Here is a 15,997-nt window from a genome sequence, read left to right on the forward strand (position 1 = left end):
TAGATAATATTAATCAAATGAACATTCAGCAATTGGAATATCTTATCGCTGTCGATAAGTATAAACATTTTGGTAAAGCTGCTCAGGCTTGTTTTATAACCCAACCGACTTTGAGTGCAATGATACAGAAGTTTGAAGATGAGCTGGATGTGAAGGTTTTTGACAGGACGACCCACCCGATCCGTACTACTGATGTGGGATTACAGATTATTGATCAGGCTAAAGTTATTATTGAAGGGGTAAATGAACTTAGAAATAAAGCGAATTTATTAAACAATATTTTAGGAGGAACAATTAATTTGGGAATTATTCCAACGGTTTCATCATTTATCTTACCAACAGAAATTTTCCATTTTTTGGAAGAAAATCCTAAGATTCTGATGAATGTGAAAGAAATGACTACTGATAATATTATCAAAGCTTTAAAAGCTGGTGAATTAGATGCAGGAATTATTTCTACACCTTACGATAATGCCAACGAATTTTATCAGGATTTCTTATTTAATGAAGAACTGATGATTTACAGTTCGGATACTGAGGTAAATAAGAAAAATACATTTATCGTTCCTGACGAATTGAATGTAGAAAAAGTTTGGCTCTTGGAAGAAGGAAACTGCTTGAGAAATCAATTTGAAAATATCTGCCATTTAAAGGAAAACAGATTAAAGCCTAAAAATCTTGAGTTTTTAGCTTCGAATATTCAGACTTTGGTTCACATGGTTGATAAAGTTGGCGGAATCAGTATTTTACCTGAATTGGCTCTTAATCAGTTATCTGAAGAACAAAAAAATAAAGTTTTCAGATTTAAAAAACCTTTTCCTTACAGAGAAATCAGTATTATTTATTACAAGCCAACTTTCAAACAAAAAATCATCGATGAATTGAAAATTTTCATTAAAGATTCGTTGACTACAAAGCTGAATTTTAATGAAAATCCTAAAGATTACGTGAGCATCAAGCCTCAATAGTCTTATTCAAGCTTACGTAACCTAGTAATTTCAAGAAAAGTATAAATACCACGCAAAAGTTTTGAGTATTAGGAAAATAGTACTTAAATTTGCTGACGTTTATAACGAGGAAAAATTTGACCTGATTGCAACCTCTCTAAAAAAATGCTAAAACAGTATATTCTTTTTAGCTTTTCTGGGCAATTATTCATTTTTTTCTTCTACATTTAATTTTAAAAATACAAGAATAATATGTCTTATTTATTTACGTCTGAATCAGTTTCAGAAGGGCATCCTGATAAAATTGCCGACCAGATTTCCGATGCGTTAATCGATAACTTTTTAGCATACGACAAAACTTCAAAGGTAGCTTGTGAAACTTTGGTTACTACGGGTCAGGTTGTTTTGGCTGGTGAGGTAAAATCTGATGCGTATCTTGACGTTCAGACGATCGCAAGAGAAGTTATCAACGGAATCGGTTATACTAAAGGTGAGTATATGTTCAACGGTGATTCTTGCGGTGTAATCTCTGCAATTCACGAACAATCTCCGGATATCAATCAAGGGGTTGACAGAGCTGTAAATGACGAATCTTTCGAAGCTAAAGCAAACGCTCAAGGTGCGGGTGATCAAGGGATGATGTTTGGGTATGCAACGAATGAAACGTCTAACTATATGCCTTTGGCTTTAGATCTTGCACATACGATTCTTAAAGAACTTTCTGCAATCAGAAGAGAAGATTCTGAAATCAAATATCTACGTCCGGATGCAAAGTCTCAGGTAACTATTGAGTATTCTGATGATCACAAACCGGTAAGAATTGATTCTATCGTAGTTTCTACCCAGCACGACGATTTTGCTGCTGAAGAAGAAATGCTGAATAAAATCAGAGAAGACATCAAAACTATTTTGATTCCTAGAGTTGTGGCTTTGCAGACTGAGGAAATCAAGGCTTTATTCAATGATCAAATCAAGTATCACATCAACCCAACTGGGAAATTCGTAATCGGAGGTCCTCACGGAGATACAGGTCTTACAGGAAGAAAGATTATCGTTGATACGTACGGTGGGAAAGGTGCTCATGGTGGTGGCGCATTTTCAGGAAAAGACCCTTCAAAAGTAGACAGAAGTGCAGCGTACGCTACAAGACACATTGCGAAAAACTTGGTAGCTGCAGGTGTTGCAGACGAGGTTTTAGTACAAGTTTCTTATGCTATCGGTGTTGCTGAACCTTGTGGTTTATACATCAACACATACGGAACTTCTAAAACTGGTTTGAATGATGGAGAAATCGCTAAAAAAGTTTCTACAATTTTCGATCTTAGACCTTACGCAATTGAGCAAAATCTGAAGTTGAGAAATCCTATCTACCAAGAGACTGCTTCTTACGGTCACATGGGAAGAGAGCATTTCGTTGCAGATAAAACTTTCAACAAAGGTCATAAAAATGAATTGACTCTTACAGGTCTTGAATTTTTTACTTGGGAAAAATTAGACAAAGTAGAAGAAATTAAATCTGCTTTTGGAATTTAATCTTTTCTTTTAGATATTTAAACTGCTTTATCTTCATGAGATAAAGCAGTTTTTTTTAATTTTACGTTTTAAATAAAATAAGATGAAGAACTTTCGTTGGGTAGTGGCAATAATATTTATATGTTTTCTAAGCGCTTTTGCAAATGCTCAGGTTACAATACATAAAATGTTGAATGTAGGATATGTATATCAAAATCAAAGCTTTGGCGAAGTAGGAGGGAAATTGCTTTTCTTGAAAACTGATGATGTCATCTACCGATTAGGTGCTTCTGCATTGATGGGCTCTGCCAATTCTGAATTTGCCATCATGCCAAAAGTGAATGCTGATATTTTATTGAATTTTGAAAAAAATGTAGATTTCAAACATTCCTATTATTTTCTTGCCGGTATTGAAGGGACCAACAAATATGTAGCTCCAAAAATTGGTGTTTCATTATTTGGGCTTCTGGATTTAACCGGAGGATATGCCTTTTCTATAGCAGATTCAAGATTAAATGGAAAAGAATTGAAAGGTTTAAATATTAATTTCACACTAAATATTCCTACGACGTTCTTACATGACATGTTTAAGTAGGTTTTATTAAATATTTATTCTAAATATTTAATAATTACTTAACAGTTATTAAAATTTTATTTATATTTACAGCATAATTTAATGCTTATTGATAAGACTTTACTCTAACAAACTTTGTAGCGGAAAATAAACCAGTCAGAATGACGGGAGACAGTTTGGCTACGGGTATATACTGAGAACAAAGTCATGAAATCAACAGATAGCCTATTAATATCTCTTTACCAGAAAGGAGACGAAGAAGCATTGTCAACCCTTATACATCGTCATCAGAAAGACCTCTTTTCGTTTATTCTCTATAAGATAAACGATGAAGATTTGGCAAATGATGTTTTCCAAGATACTTTTATCAAAATCATTATTATGCTGAAAGAAGGGCGCTATAATGAGGAAGGAAAATTTATTCTTTGGGCAAAAAGAATTGCACAAAATTTAATTATCGATCATTTCAGAGCAAAATCCAAAAACGTAAAAGTTTCGGAGACCACTTTTGATAATGATGAGTTTTCTATTTTTGATTTAATCAGAGAGCCTTCAGAAAATATTGAAGATCAGTTGGTCAGTATGCAGATTCAGGAAGATTTGCTGAAAATGCTGCAGTTTTTACCACAGAATCAACAAGAGGTGATAAAACTCAGGTTTTTTGACGGACTAAGTTTTAAAGAGATTGCAGATCATACAGATATGAGCATTAATACGACTTTGGGGCGTGTTCGCTATGCTTTGATTAACCTACGAAAAATCATGGAAGAAAATAATATTGTCTTAACGAGATAATAATTCACAATGTTTCACGTTTTAAAGAAAAAACATTTTTTGCCTATGAAAAATAACGATTCTTTAAAAATTAAAAGTTTGAAACCCAAAAAACAAACCATTGATTTTTTACTTAGTTTCTCAAAAAGTCTTGACGTTGTAAAGATTAAGAATAATCATTATCACGTTTCAAAAAATTAATCATTAATTTTGTGCTGTATGGAAATTCAGCACATTTTTTTTGACCTCGACAATACCCTTTGGGATCACCGCAAGAACGCATATCTTACCATTAAAGACCTTTTCGGAAAAGAAGAAATTACCTTAAAATACAATATAGATTTTGAAGAGTTTCATTCTGTGTATCACAAGATTAACGAAAAACTGTGGGAACAAATAAGAGATGGTGAAATTGATAAAGAGTATCTGAGAAAACATAGATTTTACGATACATTTAAACGTTTTGGGATTGATGATTTGGAATTGTCTATGTTTTTTGAAGAACATTTTTTAGATAAAATTCTAAATTACAACCACCTGGTTGAAGGCGCAGAATATATTTTAGATTATTTAAAAGCTAAAAATTACAAACTTCATATTATTTCAAACGGTTTTCAGGAAGTGACCGAGAGAAAATGTATTTTGTCTGGTATTGATCATTATTTTAATACGATTACCAGTGCAGATTCTGTTGGTGTAAGAAAACCAAATCCAACGATTTTTGAGTATTCTTTAGGTCTTGCTAAGGCTCAGAAAGAAGAAAGTATTCTGATTGGTGACGATTGGATTGCAGATGTTGTAGGAGCGCAGAATTTCGGAATAGATGTTATTTTCTTTGATGTTTTAAATGAAAATCCGGAGCAGGAAAATTTAAAAGTGATTAAGCATCTTTTACAGATCAAAGAATATTTATAAAAAATTGCTTTTGTGGTTCATTCCTAATTCTTTCCTAAATTAATATAGAATTTTGCTTCATAATAACGAACAAAAAAATTTATATTATGAGAAAATTAAAAAAAATCACAGGAGCATTTACTCTTATTTTCCTATTAATGGCGGGCTTTGTTTTTGCACAGGAGAAAGTAATAAGCGCAAACCAACTGCCAAAAACTGCCAAAAACTTTCTAGCTGTCAATTTTAAAGGAGTTGCCGCAGGTTCTGTAATTGAAGACCGTGAAATTTATGGTGTTGACGAATATAAAGTACGTTTGGGCAACGGAATAAAAGTTGAATTTGACAGCAAAGGAAACTGGAAAGAGGTGGACGGTGAGCATCAGAAAGTCCCTTACGGATTTATTCCTGTCAATATAAGAAACTACGTGGCCAAAAGTTTTCCCAATACCCAGATTACTAAAATAGAAAGAAAAAGCTGGTCATATAAAGCCGAACTTTCTAACGGAATAGATCTTGAATTCGATAAAAACGGAAATTTTAAACGAATTGATGATTAATAACGAAAATTATACACCAACAAATAAAGACAAATTCTTAAAGGATAAACAGCCTCCTGTAGTCAGGAGGTTGTAATTTTATATATTTGATAGAGCTTAATTATAAATGCAGATATGAAGATTTTAATTATAGAAGATGAGCCGGAATTAAGAAATGTGGTGAAAAGTTTTCTTGAAACAGAACATTTTATCGTAGAATATGCTGATGATTATCAATCGGGATTAGAAAAGATCATTTCTTATGAATATGACTGTATTCTTCTGGATATAATGCTCCCGGACGGAAACGGGATGGATCTTCTGAAGGAAATTAAAAGCATGCACAAAAAAGATCCTGTAATCATTTTATCTGCGAAAGATTCTGTAGATGATAAAGTGAACGGATTGGAAATCGGAGCAGACGACTATCTCGCTAAACCTTTTCATCTGGCGGAATTGATGGCTAGAATTAAATCTGTCATCAGACGAAAAAATCAGGATGGAGAAAATACAATTAGCTATAAAAATATTCACATCGACCCGGAAAGCAGAATAGTGAAGATCAATAATAATGAATTGATCCTTAATCGTAAAGAATATGATCTTCTCTATTATTTTGTTATAAATCCTGAAAAAACATTGCAGAAAACAATGCTTGCAGAAGCAATTTGGGGAGATTATATTGATCAGGCAGACAGTCTGGACTTTATTTATTCTCAAATAAAAAATCTTCGTAAAAAATTGAAAGAATTCAAATCTGAAGCTGATTTTCAGGCTGTTTATGGGATTGGTTATAAATTTATTTAATGAAAGTTTCTCTAAAATATTATACAATAAAGTACCTCATCACGATCTTATTATTGATCATTGCTGTTTGGGCTGCGTTGTTTTACGCTTATATTTTAGATGAAGTGTATGATAATGTAGATGATGGCTTAAAAAACAGGAAAATACAAATTATTAAGGCGGTATATCTTGACGAAAATTTGTTGCGAAATAATGAATTTGGCTTTAATGAGTTTAAGATAAATCCTATTTCTGCGTCAGAATATAAAGATAAAAACAGTCTGTATAATAAAATGTATTATATGGAATATGATGATGAAGAACAGCCATACCGGGTTCTTAAAACTGATTTTATAGACCAGTTTGGAAAACATCAGCAGCTTATCATCAGAACGTCTACTGTAGAGGAAGATGAGTTGGTATACGACCTTACAACAGCATTGATTGTTCTGTATCTTCTCTTGGTAGTAAGTATTGTTGCCGTTAATGGATTTCTGCTTCATAAAGCTATGCAACCGTTTTATTTAATTTTAGATAAGCTTAAAAAATACCAGTTTGGTGCTTCTTCTTTTAATGAACCTCAAAATTATTCCATAAAAGAATTTGAGGAGTTAAATATTGAAATTAATGAAATGATCGAGCGCAATGAACTCGTTTTTCATCAGCAGAAACAGTTTATAGAAAATGCCTCTCACGAACTGCAGACTCCATTGGCAATTGTGATTAATAAAATTGACTTATCAATTCAAAATGGTGAGCTCGATAAGAAAAATCTCAACTTTTTGAATGATGTAAAAAATGATCTCAGAAGAATGGCTGGATTGAATAAATCTTTGTTAATGCTTTCCAAGATTGAAAATAATCAGTTTAATAAAATATCCAATGTCAATTTTAATGTATTGATCAACGATTTGGTGAAAAGCTATGAAGATTTTATTGAATATAAAAAGATCGATCTCAATGTGGTTGAAAAAGAGGTTTTTGAAGCAGCTTTTGATCCTGATCTTGTCAATATTCTTCTTTCAAATTTACTTAAAAATGCAGTAAAATATAACAACCAAAACGGAATTATTAATATTATCACAGAAAAAGAAAGACTAATATTTCAAAATACAGGCTCAGAAATTCCTTTAGATAAATCTCAGATTTTTAATCGTTTTTATAAACAAGGTTCAGATCAGGGATCTACAGGATTGGGACTGTCTATCATTAAGACTATTATAAAACAATATCCGCAATGGGATGTTACATATGAATTTGATGATGGTATGCATTATTTTATTCTTTCGAAAAATTAATACACAATTAAAAAACAAAAGCCTTTCAACGTGAAAGGCTTTCCTATATTTAAAAAGTTTAAATTAAATTCCCAAACTTTCTCTTACTCTCTGAATGGTCTGTGTGGCGATTGCTCTCGTTTTTTCTGCTCCTTCCTGAAGTTTTGCTTCTAGTTCATCAAGATTGTTCATGTAGTAAGAAAACAATTCTCTTTCTTTTTCAAATCTTGTTAGAATTAAATCGAAAAGTTCTTTTTTAGCATGACCGTAACCAAAATTTCCGGCTAGATATTTGGCTCTCAATTCTTCAGTTTGTTCAGGTGTAGCAATTAATTCAAAAATAGCAAAAGTCTTATCTGTAGACGGATCTTTTGGCTCTTCTAAAGATTTAGAATCACTTTCTATACTCATTACCTGTTTTTTCAATTCCTTTTCAGGCAAGAAAATATTGATGATGTTTCCTCTGGATTTAGACATTTTGTGTCCATCAAGTCCTGGAACATATTTGGTGTCTTCCTGCAATTCAGCTTGAGGTAAAACCAAAACTTCTCCCATTTGATTATTAAATCTTGAGGCAACGTCACGGGCAATTTCAAGGTGTTGAAGCTGGTCTTTTCCTACAGGAACGATCTCTGCGTCGTACAATAAGATATCTGCCGCCATCAAAATCGGATAGGTAAATAATCCAGCATTAACATCTTGTAAACGATCTGCTTTATCTTTAAAAGAATGCGCTAAGGTCAGTCTCTGATAAGGAAAAAAACATGATAAATGCCAAGATAGTTCACAGGTTTCAGGGATGTCGCTCTGTCTGTAAAAGAATGTTTTTTCAGTATCCAATCCGCAGGCAAGCCAAGCTGCAGCAATTTCGTAGGTATTGTTTTTAAGTTCTTTTGCGTCTTTGATCTGCGTAAGTGAGTGCAGATTCGCAATAAATAAAAATGATTCGTTTCCTGCTTGCTTTGATAGCTCAATCGCAGGAATAATAGCACCCAAAAGGTTTCCAAGGTGCGGAGTTCCGGTGGCTTGTATGCCGGTAAGAATTCTTGACATTTGTTTAAAATTGTTTGTGCAAAAATAGGGAAAATTTAGAATTTATCTTGTTCAAAACTACCGTAGAGTAATATAAAATTATCTCTATTAAAAAAGTTAGTTCTGTTCAAATTTAGAAGAATTATTTCTTCAACTCAATTGTGTATTTAAAAGTTAAAACCTTTAAATGCCAGAGTGTTAAGGTCTGTTCTGCTGAGATGATATCGTTTTGTGAACCAATAATCAAACGGTCACGGAATGAACTGATGAATTGCGACCAATAATCACCCTTAGAATCTTTTAGTAAAAAATAAAACCCGGCATCACCAAATTTTTTTCCTGAAGAATCTAAAATCAATTCCCCATTTTCTCCAATACTTGGATTCATCAACACTGTTGCATTCCCATTGGGAAGGGGGAAAACGGCTTTTACACAGGTTTTTCCTGAAGGTAAATTGCTAATTCCATAAACGCCAGAATAGATCACTTGTCCGCTGGATTTAATAGAGCGAAACCAAAATGTATATTTGATTTCATTGGTATTTACATCAATAAGGTTGATAATCTCACTTTTTAAAAATTCTGAGTCATCAATGTTTTTAGTCGGAATATTTAATTGATTGATTCTGTTGCTGAATAATTTATTAATCAAAATCCCGAAAAGTTTGAAAAACGGATTCCAATGTACAGAAAATTGCAAGTTGTAATTGTCTGTTTTTTCATAAAACTCAATCACACTTTTAGATAAATTAGAAAATTCAGCTTCAGATAAATTCAATTTCTGCATTGCGGGGATAATGCCTTTTGCTTTAGAATCTTTTTGAATAATTAAATTTTCTTTTTCCGCAAATTTGTGAATGAAATCTTCACCAATTGCATCCAGATTTCCAAACGGTCCCATCAGCCAAGGAAAATCTTCTGGCTTTATTTTTCTTCCACGCAGAATCACCCATTGCTGAGTCATCCAATCCTGAAACTTCTGCATCGGATAAGCGAATCTCATTTAATTACTTTTGAGATTTGGAATAATGTTGCGTCGTCCGTTCCATTCACCAAATTCCGAGATGGGTTTGAAGCGCAACGTTGTAAATTCAAAATGAAAATCTTTTCGATTTCTTTCTTTCATTGCATCAGCGTGTCTTTCTGGCTTTGGAACTTTGCTGTGTCCATGAACCATATCGGTCATTTCTTTCTGCGTTTTCCAAATTGAAAAAGTAGAAACGGTATTTGGAAATTTAATGGAAGCTAAAGACAAGGTAGTTGCAGGATTATCTCTAACCAATTTCTCAACCGGTCTTCCCCAATGAATAAATCTTGGGATTTGCAGAAATTTCATTCGTGCAATAGTGACAGCGACAACTGGAGAATCAGGATTTTCAAATTCTAAAGTTTCATCCGGAATTTCAAACTTATTGAATTTCCCCCATTTTCTCATAAAAGTTAATCTCGTATGCCAACCTTTAGATAAGATTTTTCCAAAATTATTTTTAGCTAAAAAATTATCAACATCACTTTCATTTTCCCATTGAGCAAACACTGCGATTTGTCTTATCAGCATTCGTGAAGGTGAAAATATAGCAGAACCAAGCGTCATTGCGGTCATACATTCTGCATGAATCAAACCCGGAGTGTTTTTTGGCTTTGGTGAAAACAAAAGAATTCTAAGCGCAGAAAAGTAGTTTGTTTTTACTAAATGATAAGTGAAGACGCTCATTTTTCTCAAGAGTATTTATTAGTTTTTATATTAAATTTAAAAAAACTAAGGAATTAAAATTTTATCTCCACCAAACTTCGGTTCAACTCCAAAAATGAAATCCCAGAAAACCTTTGCTCGCGCCAGTTTTTCTCTCGCATTGGTTTTAAAGCCGGCATATTTATTCACATCTGCAGCATTGTAACCGAATGCTTCAATTCCATTTTTTCTGGCAAGAAAAACGGCTCTCTCATTGTGAAACTTCTGTGAAATAATGATGTAAGAATTTTGCCCGAAAATTTCTTTCGCCCGAACGACTGAGTCTAAAGTTCTGAAGCCTGCAAAATCTTCAAAGACTCTTTCTGCAGGAACTCCGGCTTTGATCAGCTCGTTTTTCATTTCTTCAGGTTCATTATAATCCTTTTGAGAATTATCTCCGCTTACAATAATGTTTTGAATCTTCCCGGATTTATATAAGTCTGCGGCGGCTTTTATTCTGTTAAAAAAGTATGCATTCGGATTTCCGTTTGAAAGCGTTTTGCTCGTTCCAAGGAGAAGTCCTGTTTTCTCGGTAGGTAGTTTTGAAAGATCTGAAGTAACGAAATTTTCCGCCTGATCTTTAATGGTGAAGTTTGACCAGATGACAAAAATAATTCCTGCCACAAAAAGTAGCAGGAAGATTTTGAGTGTATTTTTTATAATTCTTTTCATACATTTTAAACCCTAAAAGGTTTCATAAAAGTATGAAATATTTTAAAATTCTAATCCATTCGGGAAAGCTTTCTTTCTGAAAATCAATAAAAATGCGGCACCCACAGTTATTGCAGAATCGGCAACATTGAAAATGTATTTGAAGAATTCGAAGTGCTTACCTCCAATTAACGGCCAGCTTTCGGGAGCAGTCCAGTCTACCAAAGGAAAATGAAGCATATCAACCACGCAACCTTTCATAAATGTAGAGTAACCCTCACCGAAAGGAACTAATTTAGAAACTCCGCCGTAACCAATCCATTGATTAACGCTTTCATCATAAACCATCCCGCTGTCGAAAATTAATCCGTAAAACATTCCGTCTATAAGATTTCCAATAGCTCCGGCAAAAATAATGGACATTGGAATAATCAGATAATTAGATTCACCTCTTGCCAACCATTTTTTAAACAGATAAACCATTCCGCCTATCAAGAAAATACGAACGATGACCAGAAAATATTTGCCAAGCATTCCTCCAAAATGAAAGCCATAAGCCATTCCTGGATTTTCGACAAAAGTTAATTTAAAACCTGGAAAAACAGAAACACTGTCATTAAGGCTAAAATTAGTTTTAATATAAATTTTTGATGCCTGATCGATCAATAAAATAAGAAAAGTGATAAGTGCAATCTTCTTCATTACAAATTCGGCTTTGGTTTGTCTTTAAAGTTTCTTACAGGCTTATCTTTTTTCACTGCAGGAGTACGAGGTTCAAAAGTTTGAGTTTTTGCGCCTCTTGTGTGAAATTTTTCGTAACGAATTCCCATATCTTTCATCACGCTTTTCAGCGCATTCAGCTCCATTTGGTTTTTGGGGTGTACAATTAATGCTTCCATTTTAATTTATTTGAAACGTTGGTGAAGCCTAAAGCTTCACCAACGCTTTATGTTTAATGTTAATGCTTAGAAAGTTCGTCTAATCTTTTTCTGTCTTTTGCAGACAGGTCGTTGATTCCGTTCTTGCCCATTTTACTGAGAAGTCTGTCGATTTCCTTTTCCCTTTCTCGCTTATCTGAATTGAACTGTTGATCGATGGTCAGATTTTTAGGTTTGTCGGGATAGAATCTATTTTTGATCAGATCTCGATTAAAATACCATAAAACTGCCACAAGGATAATTCCTAAAATCAAATATTCACTCATAGATATAATTAAAAATTAGGTTTATACAATGTTGAATAACATCATATAAACCCAATTAATTATTTACAAAAATAAGATAAAAATAATTATCTCTGCATATTTTTAGCTTCAATGCTCAAAGTAGCGTGTGGAACTGCCAAAAGCCTCTCTTTCGGGATCAGTTTTCCAGTTACTCGGCATACACCGTACGTTTTGTTTTCAATTCTGATTAAAGCATTTTTCAGATCTCTCACAAACTTCTCCTGTCTTCCTGCCAAAATAGAGTTTTGCTCTTTGCTCAGCGTTTCAGCACCTTCTTCAAAAGCTTTGAAAGTTGGTGATGTGTCGTCAGTTCCGTTGTTTTGATCGTTGATGAAACTTTCTCTAATCAACTGCAGATCTTTCTCTGCTTTTTCTATTTTATCTTTGATTAACTTTTTAAATTCCTGTAAATCAGAGTCATTATATCTTACCCTTTCGTCTTGCATTGTCTTTTTCTTTTTTAATAAATTTATGAAATGGATTTTGAAAAAACAATAATTAAATATTAATTTTTTTCAACATTTACTTTAAAATTAAGGTCATCGATGTCGATTTCGTTAAAATTTGAAAGTGAAGATACAATTTCTATTTTATTTGACAAGACCTCAGATGAAATATATTCCTCATTTTGCTTAATTTGTTCCAAAAATGGTGTATTTTCTTCCAAAATGATGTTTATTCTGTCTGTTAATTCAAAATCTTTCTCTTTTCTAAGATTTTGGATCCTGTTGATAAACTCTCTTGCGATACCTTCAGATTTTAATTCTTCTGTTAGCGTCAAATCTAATGCCACAGTTGTTTTCCCGTCAGAAGTTACGGTCCATCCCGGAATGTCTTTCGTTGAAATTTCTACATCGGCTGTTGTAATTTCATACCCTTGAATGTCTGTTTTTCCTTCTTTCTCTAAAGATGAAATTTGCTCTGGTGTGAAATTAGAAATCTCACTACCAACAACTTTCATGTCTTTCCCGAGTCTTGAACCTAAAGTTTTGAAGTTCGGTTTGATCTGTTTTACAATTAAATGAGATGCTTCTTCAGCATTGATTAACTGCAATTCTTTAACGTTAACTTCTTGTTTAATTAATTCTGAAACCGCTAAAATCTGCTCTTCAGTTTTCTTATCCAAAACAGGAATCAAAACTTTTTGTAACGGCTGTCGCACTTTTATATTTTCTTTCTTTCTCAAAGAGAAAACCATACTCGTAATATTCTGTGCTAAATGTGTTTTTTCAACCAAATCCTGATCGATTAAACTTTCATCGGCAACCGGGAAATCTGTTAAGTGAACGGATTCAAATGTTTCTTTTCCTGTCGCTGCATTTAAATCCTGATACAACTGATCCATAAAGAACGGAGCGATGGGTGCGGATAATTTGGCAACAGTTTCAAGACACGTATATAAAGTTTGGTAAGCAGAGATTTTGTCATCAGAATAGTCTCCTTTCCAGAAACGTCTTCTGCACAATCTTACATACCAGTTACTCAAGTTATCGTTTACGAAATTACTGATGGATCTTGCTACTCTTGTAGGCTCATAATCTTCGTAGAATGCTTTTACTTCTTTAATTAAAAGATTCAATTCAGATAAAATCCAACGGTCGATTTCTGGTCTGTTTTCAATATCTTTTTCAGAATACTTAAATCCATCTACATTCGCATATAGAGTGAAGAATGAATAGGTGTTGTAAAGAGTTCCGAAGAATTTCCTTCTCACTTCGTCAATTCCTTCGATGTCAAATTTCAGGTTTTCCCAAGGGTTTGCATTCGAAACCATGTACCAACGTGTTGCATCAGGTCCGTAAACTGCTAAAGTCTCGAATGGGTCAACTGCATTTCCTTTTGATTTTGACATTTTCAGACCATTTTTATCCAAAACAAGTCCGTTACTCATTACATTTTTATAAGCAACTGAATCAAAAACCGCAGTTCCGATTGCATGAAGTGTGTAGAACCAGCCACGAGTCTGGTCAACGCCTTCAGCGATGAAGTCTGCCGGGAAAGCTTTATTATTGTCAATTAATTCTTTATTCTCAAAAGGATAATGCAACTGCGCATAAGGCATAGAACCTGAATCGAACCAAACGTCGATCAAGTCGCTCTCACGGTTCATTGCTTTTCCTGATTCTGAAACCAAAACTATTTTGTCAACGATATTTTTGTGTAAATCAACCAAAGAATAGTTTTCTTCAGACATATTTCCGATTTCAAATCCTTTGAACGGATTTTCTTTCATCAATCCTGCTGCGATAGATTTCTCAATCTCATTGTATAATTCCTCAACAGAACCGATGATGATTTCTTCCTGTGCTGAGCCTGTTGAAGGGTCTGTTCTCCAGATTGGCAAAGGAATTCCCCAATATCTTGAACGGGAAAGGTTCCAGTCGTTCACATTTTCCAGCCAATTCCCGAAACGCCCTTCTCCTGTAGCTTTCGGCTTCCAGTTGATTTCTTTGTTTAAATCTACCAAACGGTCTTTTACCGCTGTCATTTTTACAAACCAAGAATCTAACGGATAATATAAAAGTGGCTCATCTGTTCTCCAGCTGTGTGGGTAACTGTGAACGTATTTTTCAACTTTAAAAGCTTTGTTTTCTTCTTTTAAACGAATTGCAATTTCTACATCAACAGATTTTTCTGGTGCTTTTCCTGCATCATAATATTCGTTTTTCACATATTTACCTGCGAAATCTCCCATCTGCGAAGTAAACTTTCCTTGTAAATCTACCAACGGAACAGGGTTTCCGAATTCATTTAAAACCAACATTGGCGGAACTTCAGGTGTCGCTTCTTTGGCAACTTTCGCATCATCAGCACCGAAAGTTGGCGCTGTATGAACGATTCCTGTACCGTCTTCAGTCGTAACGAAGTCTCCTGAAATTACTCTGAAAGCATTTTCTGGGTTTTGGTACGGTAAAGTGTAGGGTAATAACTGCTCATATTTAATTCCAACCAAATCAAAACCTTTGAACTCCCCAAGAATTTGGAAAGGAATGGTTTTGCTTGATGAAGTATAATTAGCGAAATCTTCGTCAGTTCCTTCGATGAATTTTTTCCCGAACTGTTTTCCAACCAAAGCTTTAGCCAAAACAATATTAATCGGATCAAAAGTATATTGGTTAAATGTTTTTACTAAAACGTAATCGATTTTTGGACCTACCGTCAAAGCAGTGTTCGAAGGTAAAGTCCAAGGAGTTGTCGTCCATGCTAAGAAATGTACATCTCCAAAACCTTGTAAAAACGAAGGTAATGTTTCAGGAAGTGTCTTGAATTGTGCTACAATCGTTGTGTCGGTCACATCACGGTAAGCTCCGGGTTGATTAACTTCGTGAGAAGAAAGTCCCGTTCCTGCTTTCGGAGAATACGGCTGAATCGTGTACCCTTTATACAACAAATCTTTGCTGTACAATTGCTTCAACAACCACCAAACGGTTTCCATGTATTTTGATTTGTACGTGATGTACGGATCTTCAAGATCTACCCAATATCCGATTTTTTCGGTCAGGTGATTCCAGACATCAGTATAGCGCATTACCGCTTCACGACAAGCTTTGTTGTAATCTTCAATCGAAATTTTTTTGCCAATATCTTCTTTTGTAATCCCTAGTTCTTTTTCAACTCCTAATTCTACCGGAAGTCCGTGCGTGTCCCAACCCGCTTTACGGAAAACCTGTTTCCCGTTCTGAGTTTGGTAACGACAGAAAATATCTTTCAACGCTCTTGCCATAACGTGGTGAATTCCGGGCATTCCGTTTGCTGAAGGTGGACCTTCATAAAACACAAATTCAGGATTTCCTTCACGAGTTTCAACACTTTTTTCAAAGGTTTTATTGGCTTTCCAGAATTCCGCAACATTCTCGGCTACGTCTATCAGGTTAAGGTTTTTATATTCTTTAAATTGGCTCATTGTAATTTCTCAATTTCGTTGATTAATCAAGTTGGCAAATTTAGTGATTTTTGTCGGTTTATAATATATGTTTTATTTTGAGTCGAATTATTGAAAAGTTTGTGAAAATTGAAGCGTTTTTGAAAGTGAATTTTAAATTGTTTTACTAATAAA

17 protein-coding genes are annotated in these 15,997 nt (G+C 34.0%); 8 read left to right on the top strand and 9 right to left on the bottom strand.

Going from position 1 to position 15,997, the window contains the following annotated elements; translation table 11 throughout:
- Nucleotides 1–17: 17 nt before the first annotated feature.
- The 8 genes from EAG08_RS12705 to EAG08_RS12740 all read left to right on the top strand — a co-directional run bounded on the left by EAG08_RS12705 (nt 18) and on the right by EAG08_RS12740 (nt 7,321).
- On the top strand, nt 18–968 hold the full coding sequence (locus EAG08_RS12705) for a LysR substrate-binding domain-containing protein (RefSeq protein ID WP_129535764.1): 951 nt from the start codon (nt 18–20) through the stop codon (nt 966–968).
- A 231-nt stretch (nt 969–1,199) separates the two neighbouring features.
- Nucleotides 1,200–2,480, top strand: a complete 1,281-nt coding sequence (metK, locus tag EAG08_RS12710; protein WP_129535765.1) for a methionine adenosyltransferase — start codon at nt 1,200–1,202, stop codon at nt 2,478–2,480.
- Nucleotides 2,481–2,562: 82 nt separating this feature from the next.
- Nucleotides 2,563–3,054, top strand: coding sequence for a hypothetical protein (locus EAG08_RS12715; RefSeq protein WP_129535766.1), 492 nt, complete (start codon nt 2,563–2,565; stop codon nt 3,052–3,054).
- Between the two features lie 186 nt (nt 3,055–3,240).
- Entirely contained in the window at nt 3,241–3,828 is a 588-nt protein-coding gene (locus tag EAG08_RS12720; protein ID WP_129535767.1) for an RNA polymerase sigma factor, read from the top strand.
- A 198-nt stretch (nt 3,829–4,026) separates the two neighbouring features.
- Nucleotides 4,027–4,722 (top strand): YjjG family noncanonical pyrimidine nucleotidase, encoded by a 696-nt coding sequence (locus EAG08_RS12725; RefSeq protein WP_129535768.1) that lies wholly within the window; start codon nt 4,027–4,029, stop codon nt 4,720–4,722.
- 86 nt (nt 4,723–4,808) lie between these two features.
- On the top strand, nt 4,809–5,258 hold the full coding sequence (locus EAG08_RS12730) for a PepSY-like domain-containing protein (protein WP_129535769.1): 450 nt from the start codon (nt 4,809–4,811) through the stop codon (nt 5,256–5,258).
- A gap of 114 nt (nt 5,259–5,372) precedes the next feature.
- Nucleotides 5,373–6,044: a response regulator transcription factor gene (locus tag EAG08_RS12735; RefSeq protein ID WP_129535770.1), complete on the top strand. Its 672-nt coding sequence runs from the start codon at nt 5,373–5,375 to the stop codon at nt 6,042–6,044.
- The gene (locus EAG08_RS12740) at nt 6,044–7,321 is read left to right on the top strand and encodes a sensor histidine kinase (RefSeq protein WP_129535771.1); all 1,278 of its coding nucleotides are present in this window, start codon (nt 6,044–6,046) and stop codon (nt 7,319–7,321) included. The genes EAG08_RS12735 and EAG08_RS12740 overlap by 1 nt, the downstream gene beginning before the upstream one ends.
- A 63-nt stretch (nt 7,322–7,384) precedes the next feature.
- Here EAG08_RS12740 and trpS read toward each other — a convergent pair whose 3' ends face one another.
- From trpS to ileS, 9 genes are all read right to left on the bottom strand, one after another.
- Nucleotides 7,385–8,353: a tryptophan--tRNA ligase gene (gene trpS, locus EAG08_RS12745; protein ID WP_129535772.1), complete on the bottom strand. Its 969-nt coding sequence runs from the start codon at nt 8,351–8,353 to the stop codon at nt 7,385–7,387.
- A 121-nt stretch (nt 8,354–8,474) separates the two neighbouring features.
- On the bottom strand, nt 8,475–9,335 hold the full coding sequence (locus tag EAG08_RS12750; RefSeq protein WP_129535773.1) for a hypothetical protein: 861 nt from the start codon (nt 9,333–9,335) through the stop codon (nt 8,475–8,477).
- Nucleotides 9,336–10,046 carry a hypothetical protein gene (locus EAG08_RS12755; RefSeq protein WP_129535774.1) on the bottom strand — a complete coding sequence of 237 codons (711 nt, stop codon included), beginning with the start codon at nt 10,044–10,046 and terminating at the stop codon, nt 9,336–9,338.
- 45 nt (nt 10,047–10,091) lie between these two features.
- Complete coding sequence (locus EAG08_RS12760) at nt 10,092–10,736, bottom strand: vancomycin high temperature exclusion protein (RefSeq protein WP_129535775.1); 645 nt, start codon at nt 10,734–10,736, stop codon at nt 10,092–10,094.
- A 42-nt stretch (nt 10,737–10,778) separates the two neighbouring features.
- Entirely contained in the window at nt 10,779–11,417 is a 639-nt protein-coding gene (locus EAG08_RS12765; protein ID WP_129535776.1) for a lipoprotein signal peptidase, read from the bottom strand.
- Entirely contained in the window at nt 11,417–11,614 is a 198-nt protein-coding gene (locus tag EAG08_RS12770) for a DUF2683 family protein (RefSeq protein WP_129535777.1), read from the bottom strand. The genes EAG08_RS12765 and EAG08_RS12770 overlap by 1 nt, the downstream gene beginning before the upstream one ends.
- Nucleotides 11,615–11,673: 59 nt before the next feature.
- Entirely contained in the window at nt 11,674–11,919 is a 246-nt protein-coding gene (locus EAG08_RS12775) for a DUF6576 domain-containing protein (protein ID WP_129535778.1), read from the bottom strand.
- 86 nt (nt 11,920–12,005) lie between these two features.
- Complete coding sequence (locus EAG08_RS12780; protein ID WP_129535779.1) at nt 12,006–12,386, bottom strand: TraR/DksA family transcriptional regulator; 381 nt, start codon at nt 12,384–12,386, stop codon at nt 12,006–12,008.
- A 59-nt stretch (nt 12,387–12,445) separates the two neighbouring features.
- On the bottom strand, nt 12,446–15,844 hold the full coding sequence (ileS, locus tag EAG08_RS12785; RefSeq protein WP_129535780.1) for an isoleucine--tRNA ligase: 3,399 nt from the start codon (nt 15,842–15,844) through the stop codon (nt 12,446–12,448).
- Between the last annotated feature and the right edge of the window lie 153 nt (nt 15,845–15,997).

The organism is Chryseobacterium sp. 3008163 (assembly GCF_003669035.1).
Taxonomy (GTDB): domain Bacteria; phylum Bacteroidota; class Bacteroidia; order Flavobacteriales; family Weeksellaceae; genus Chryseobacterium.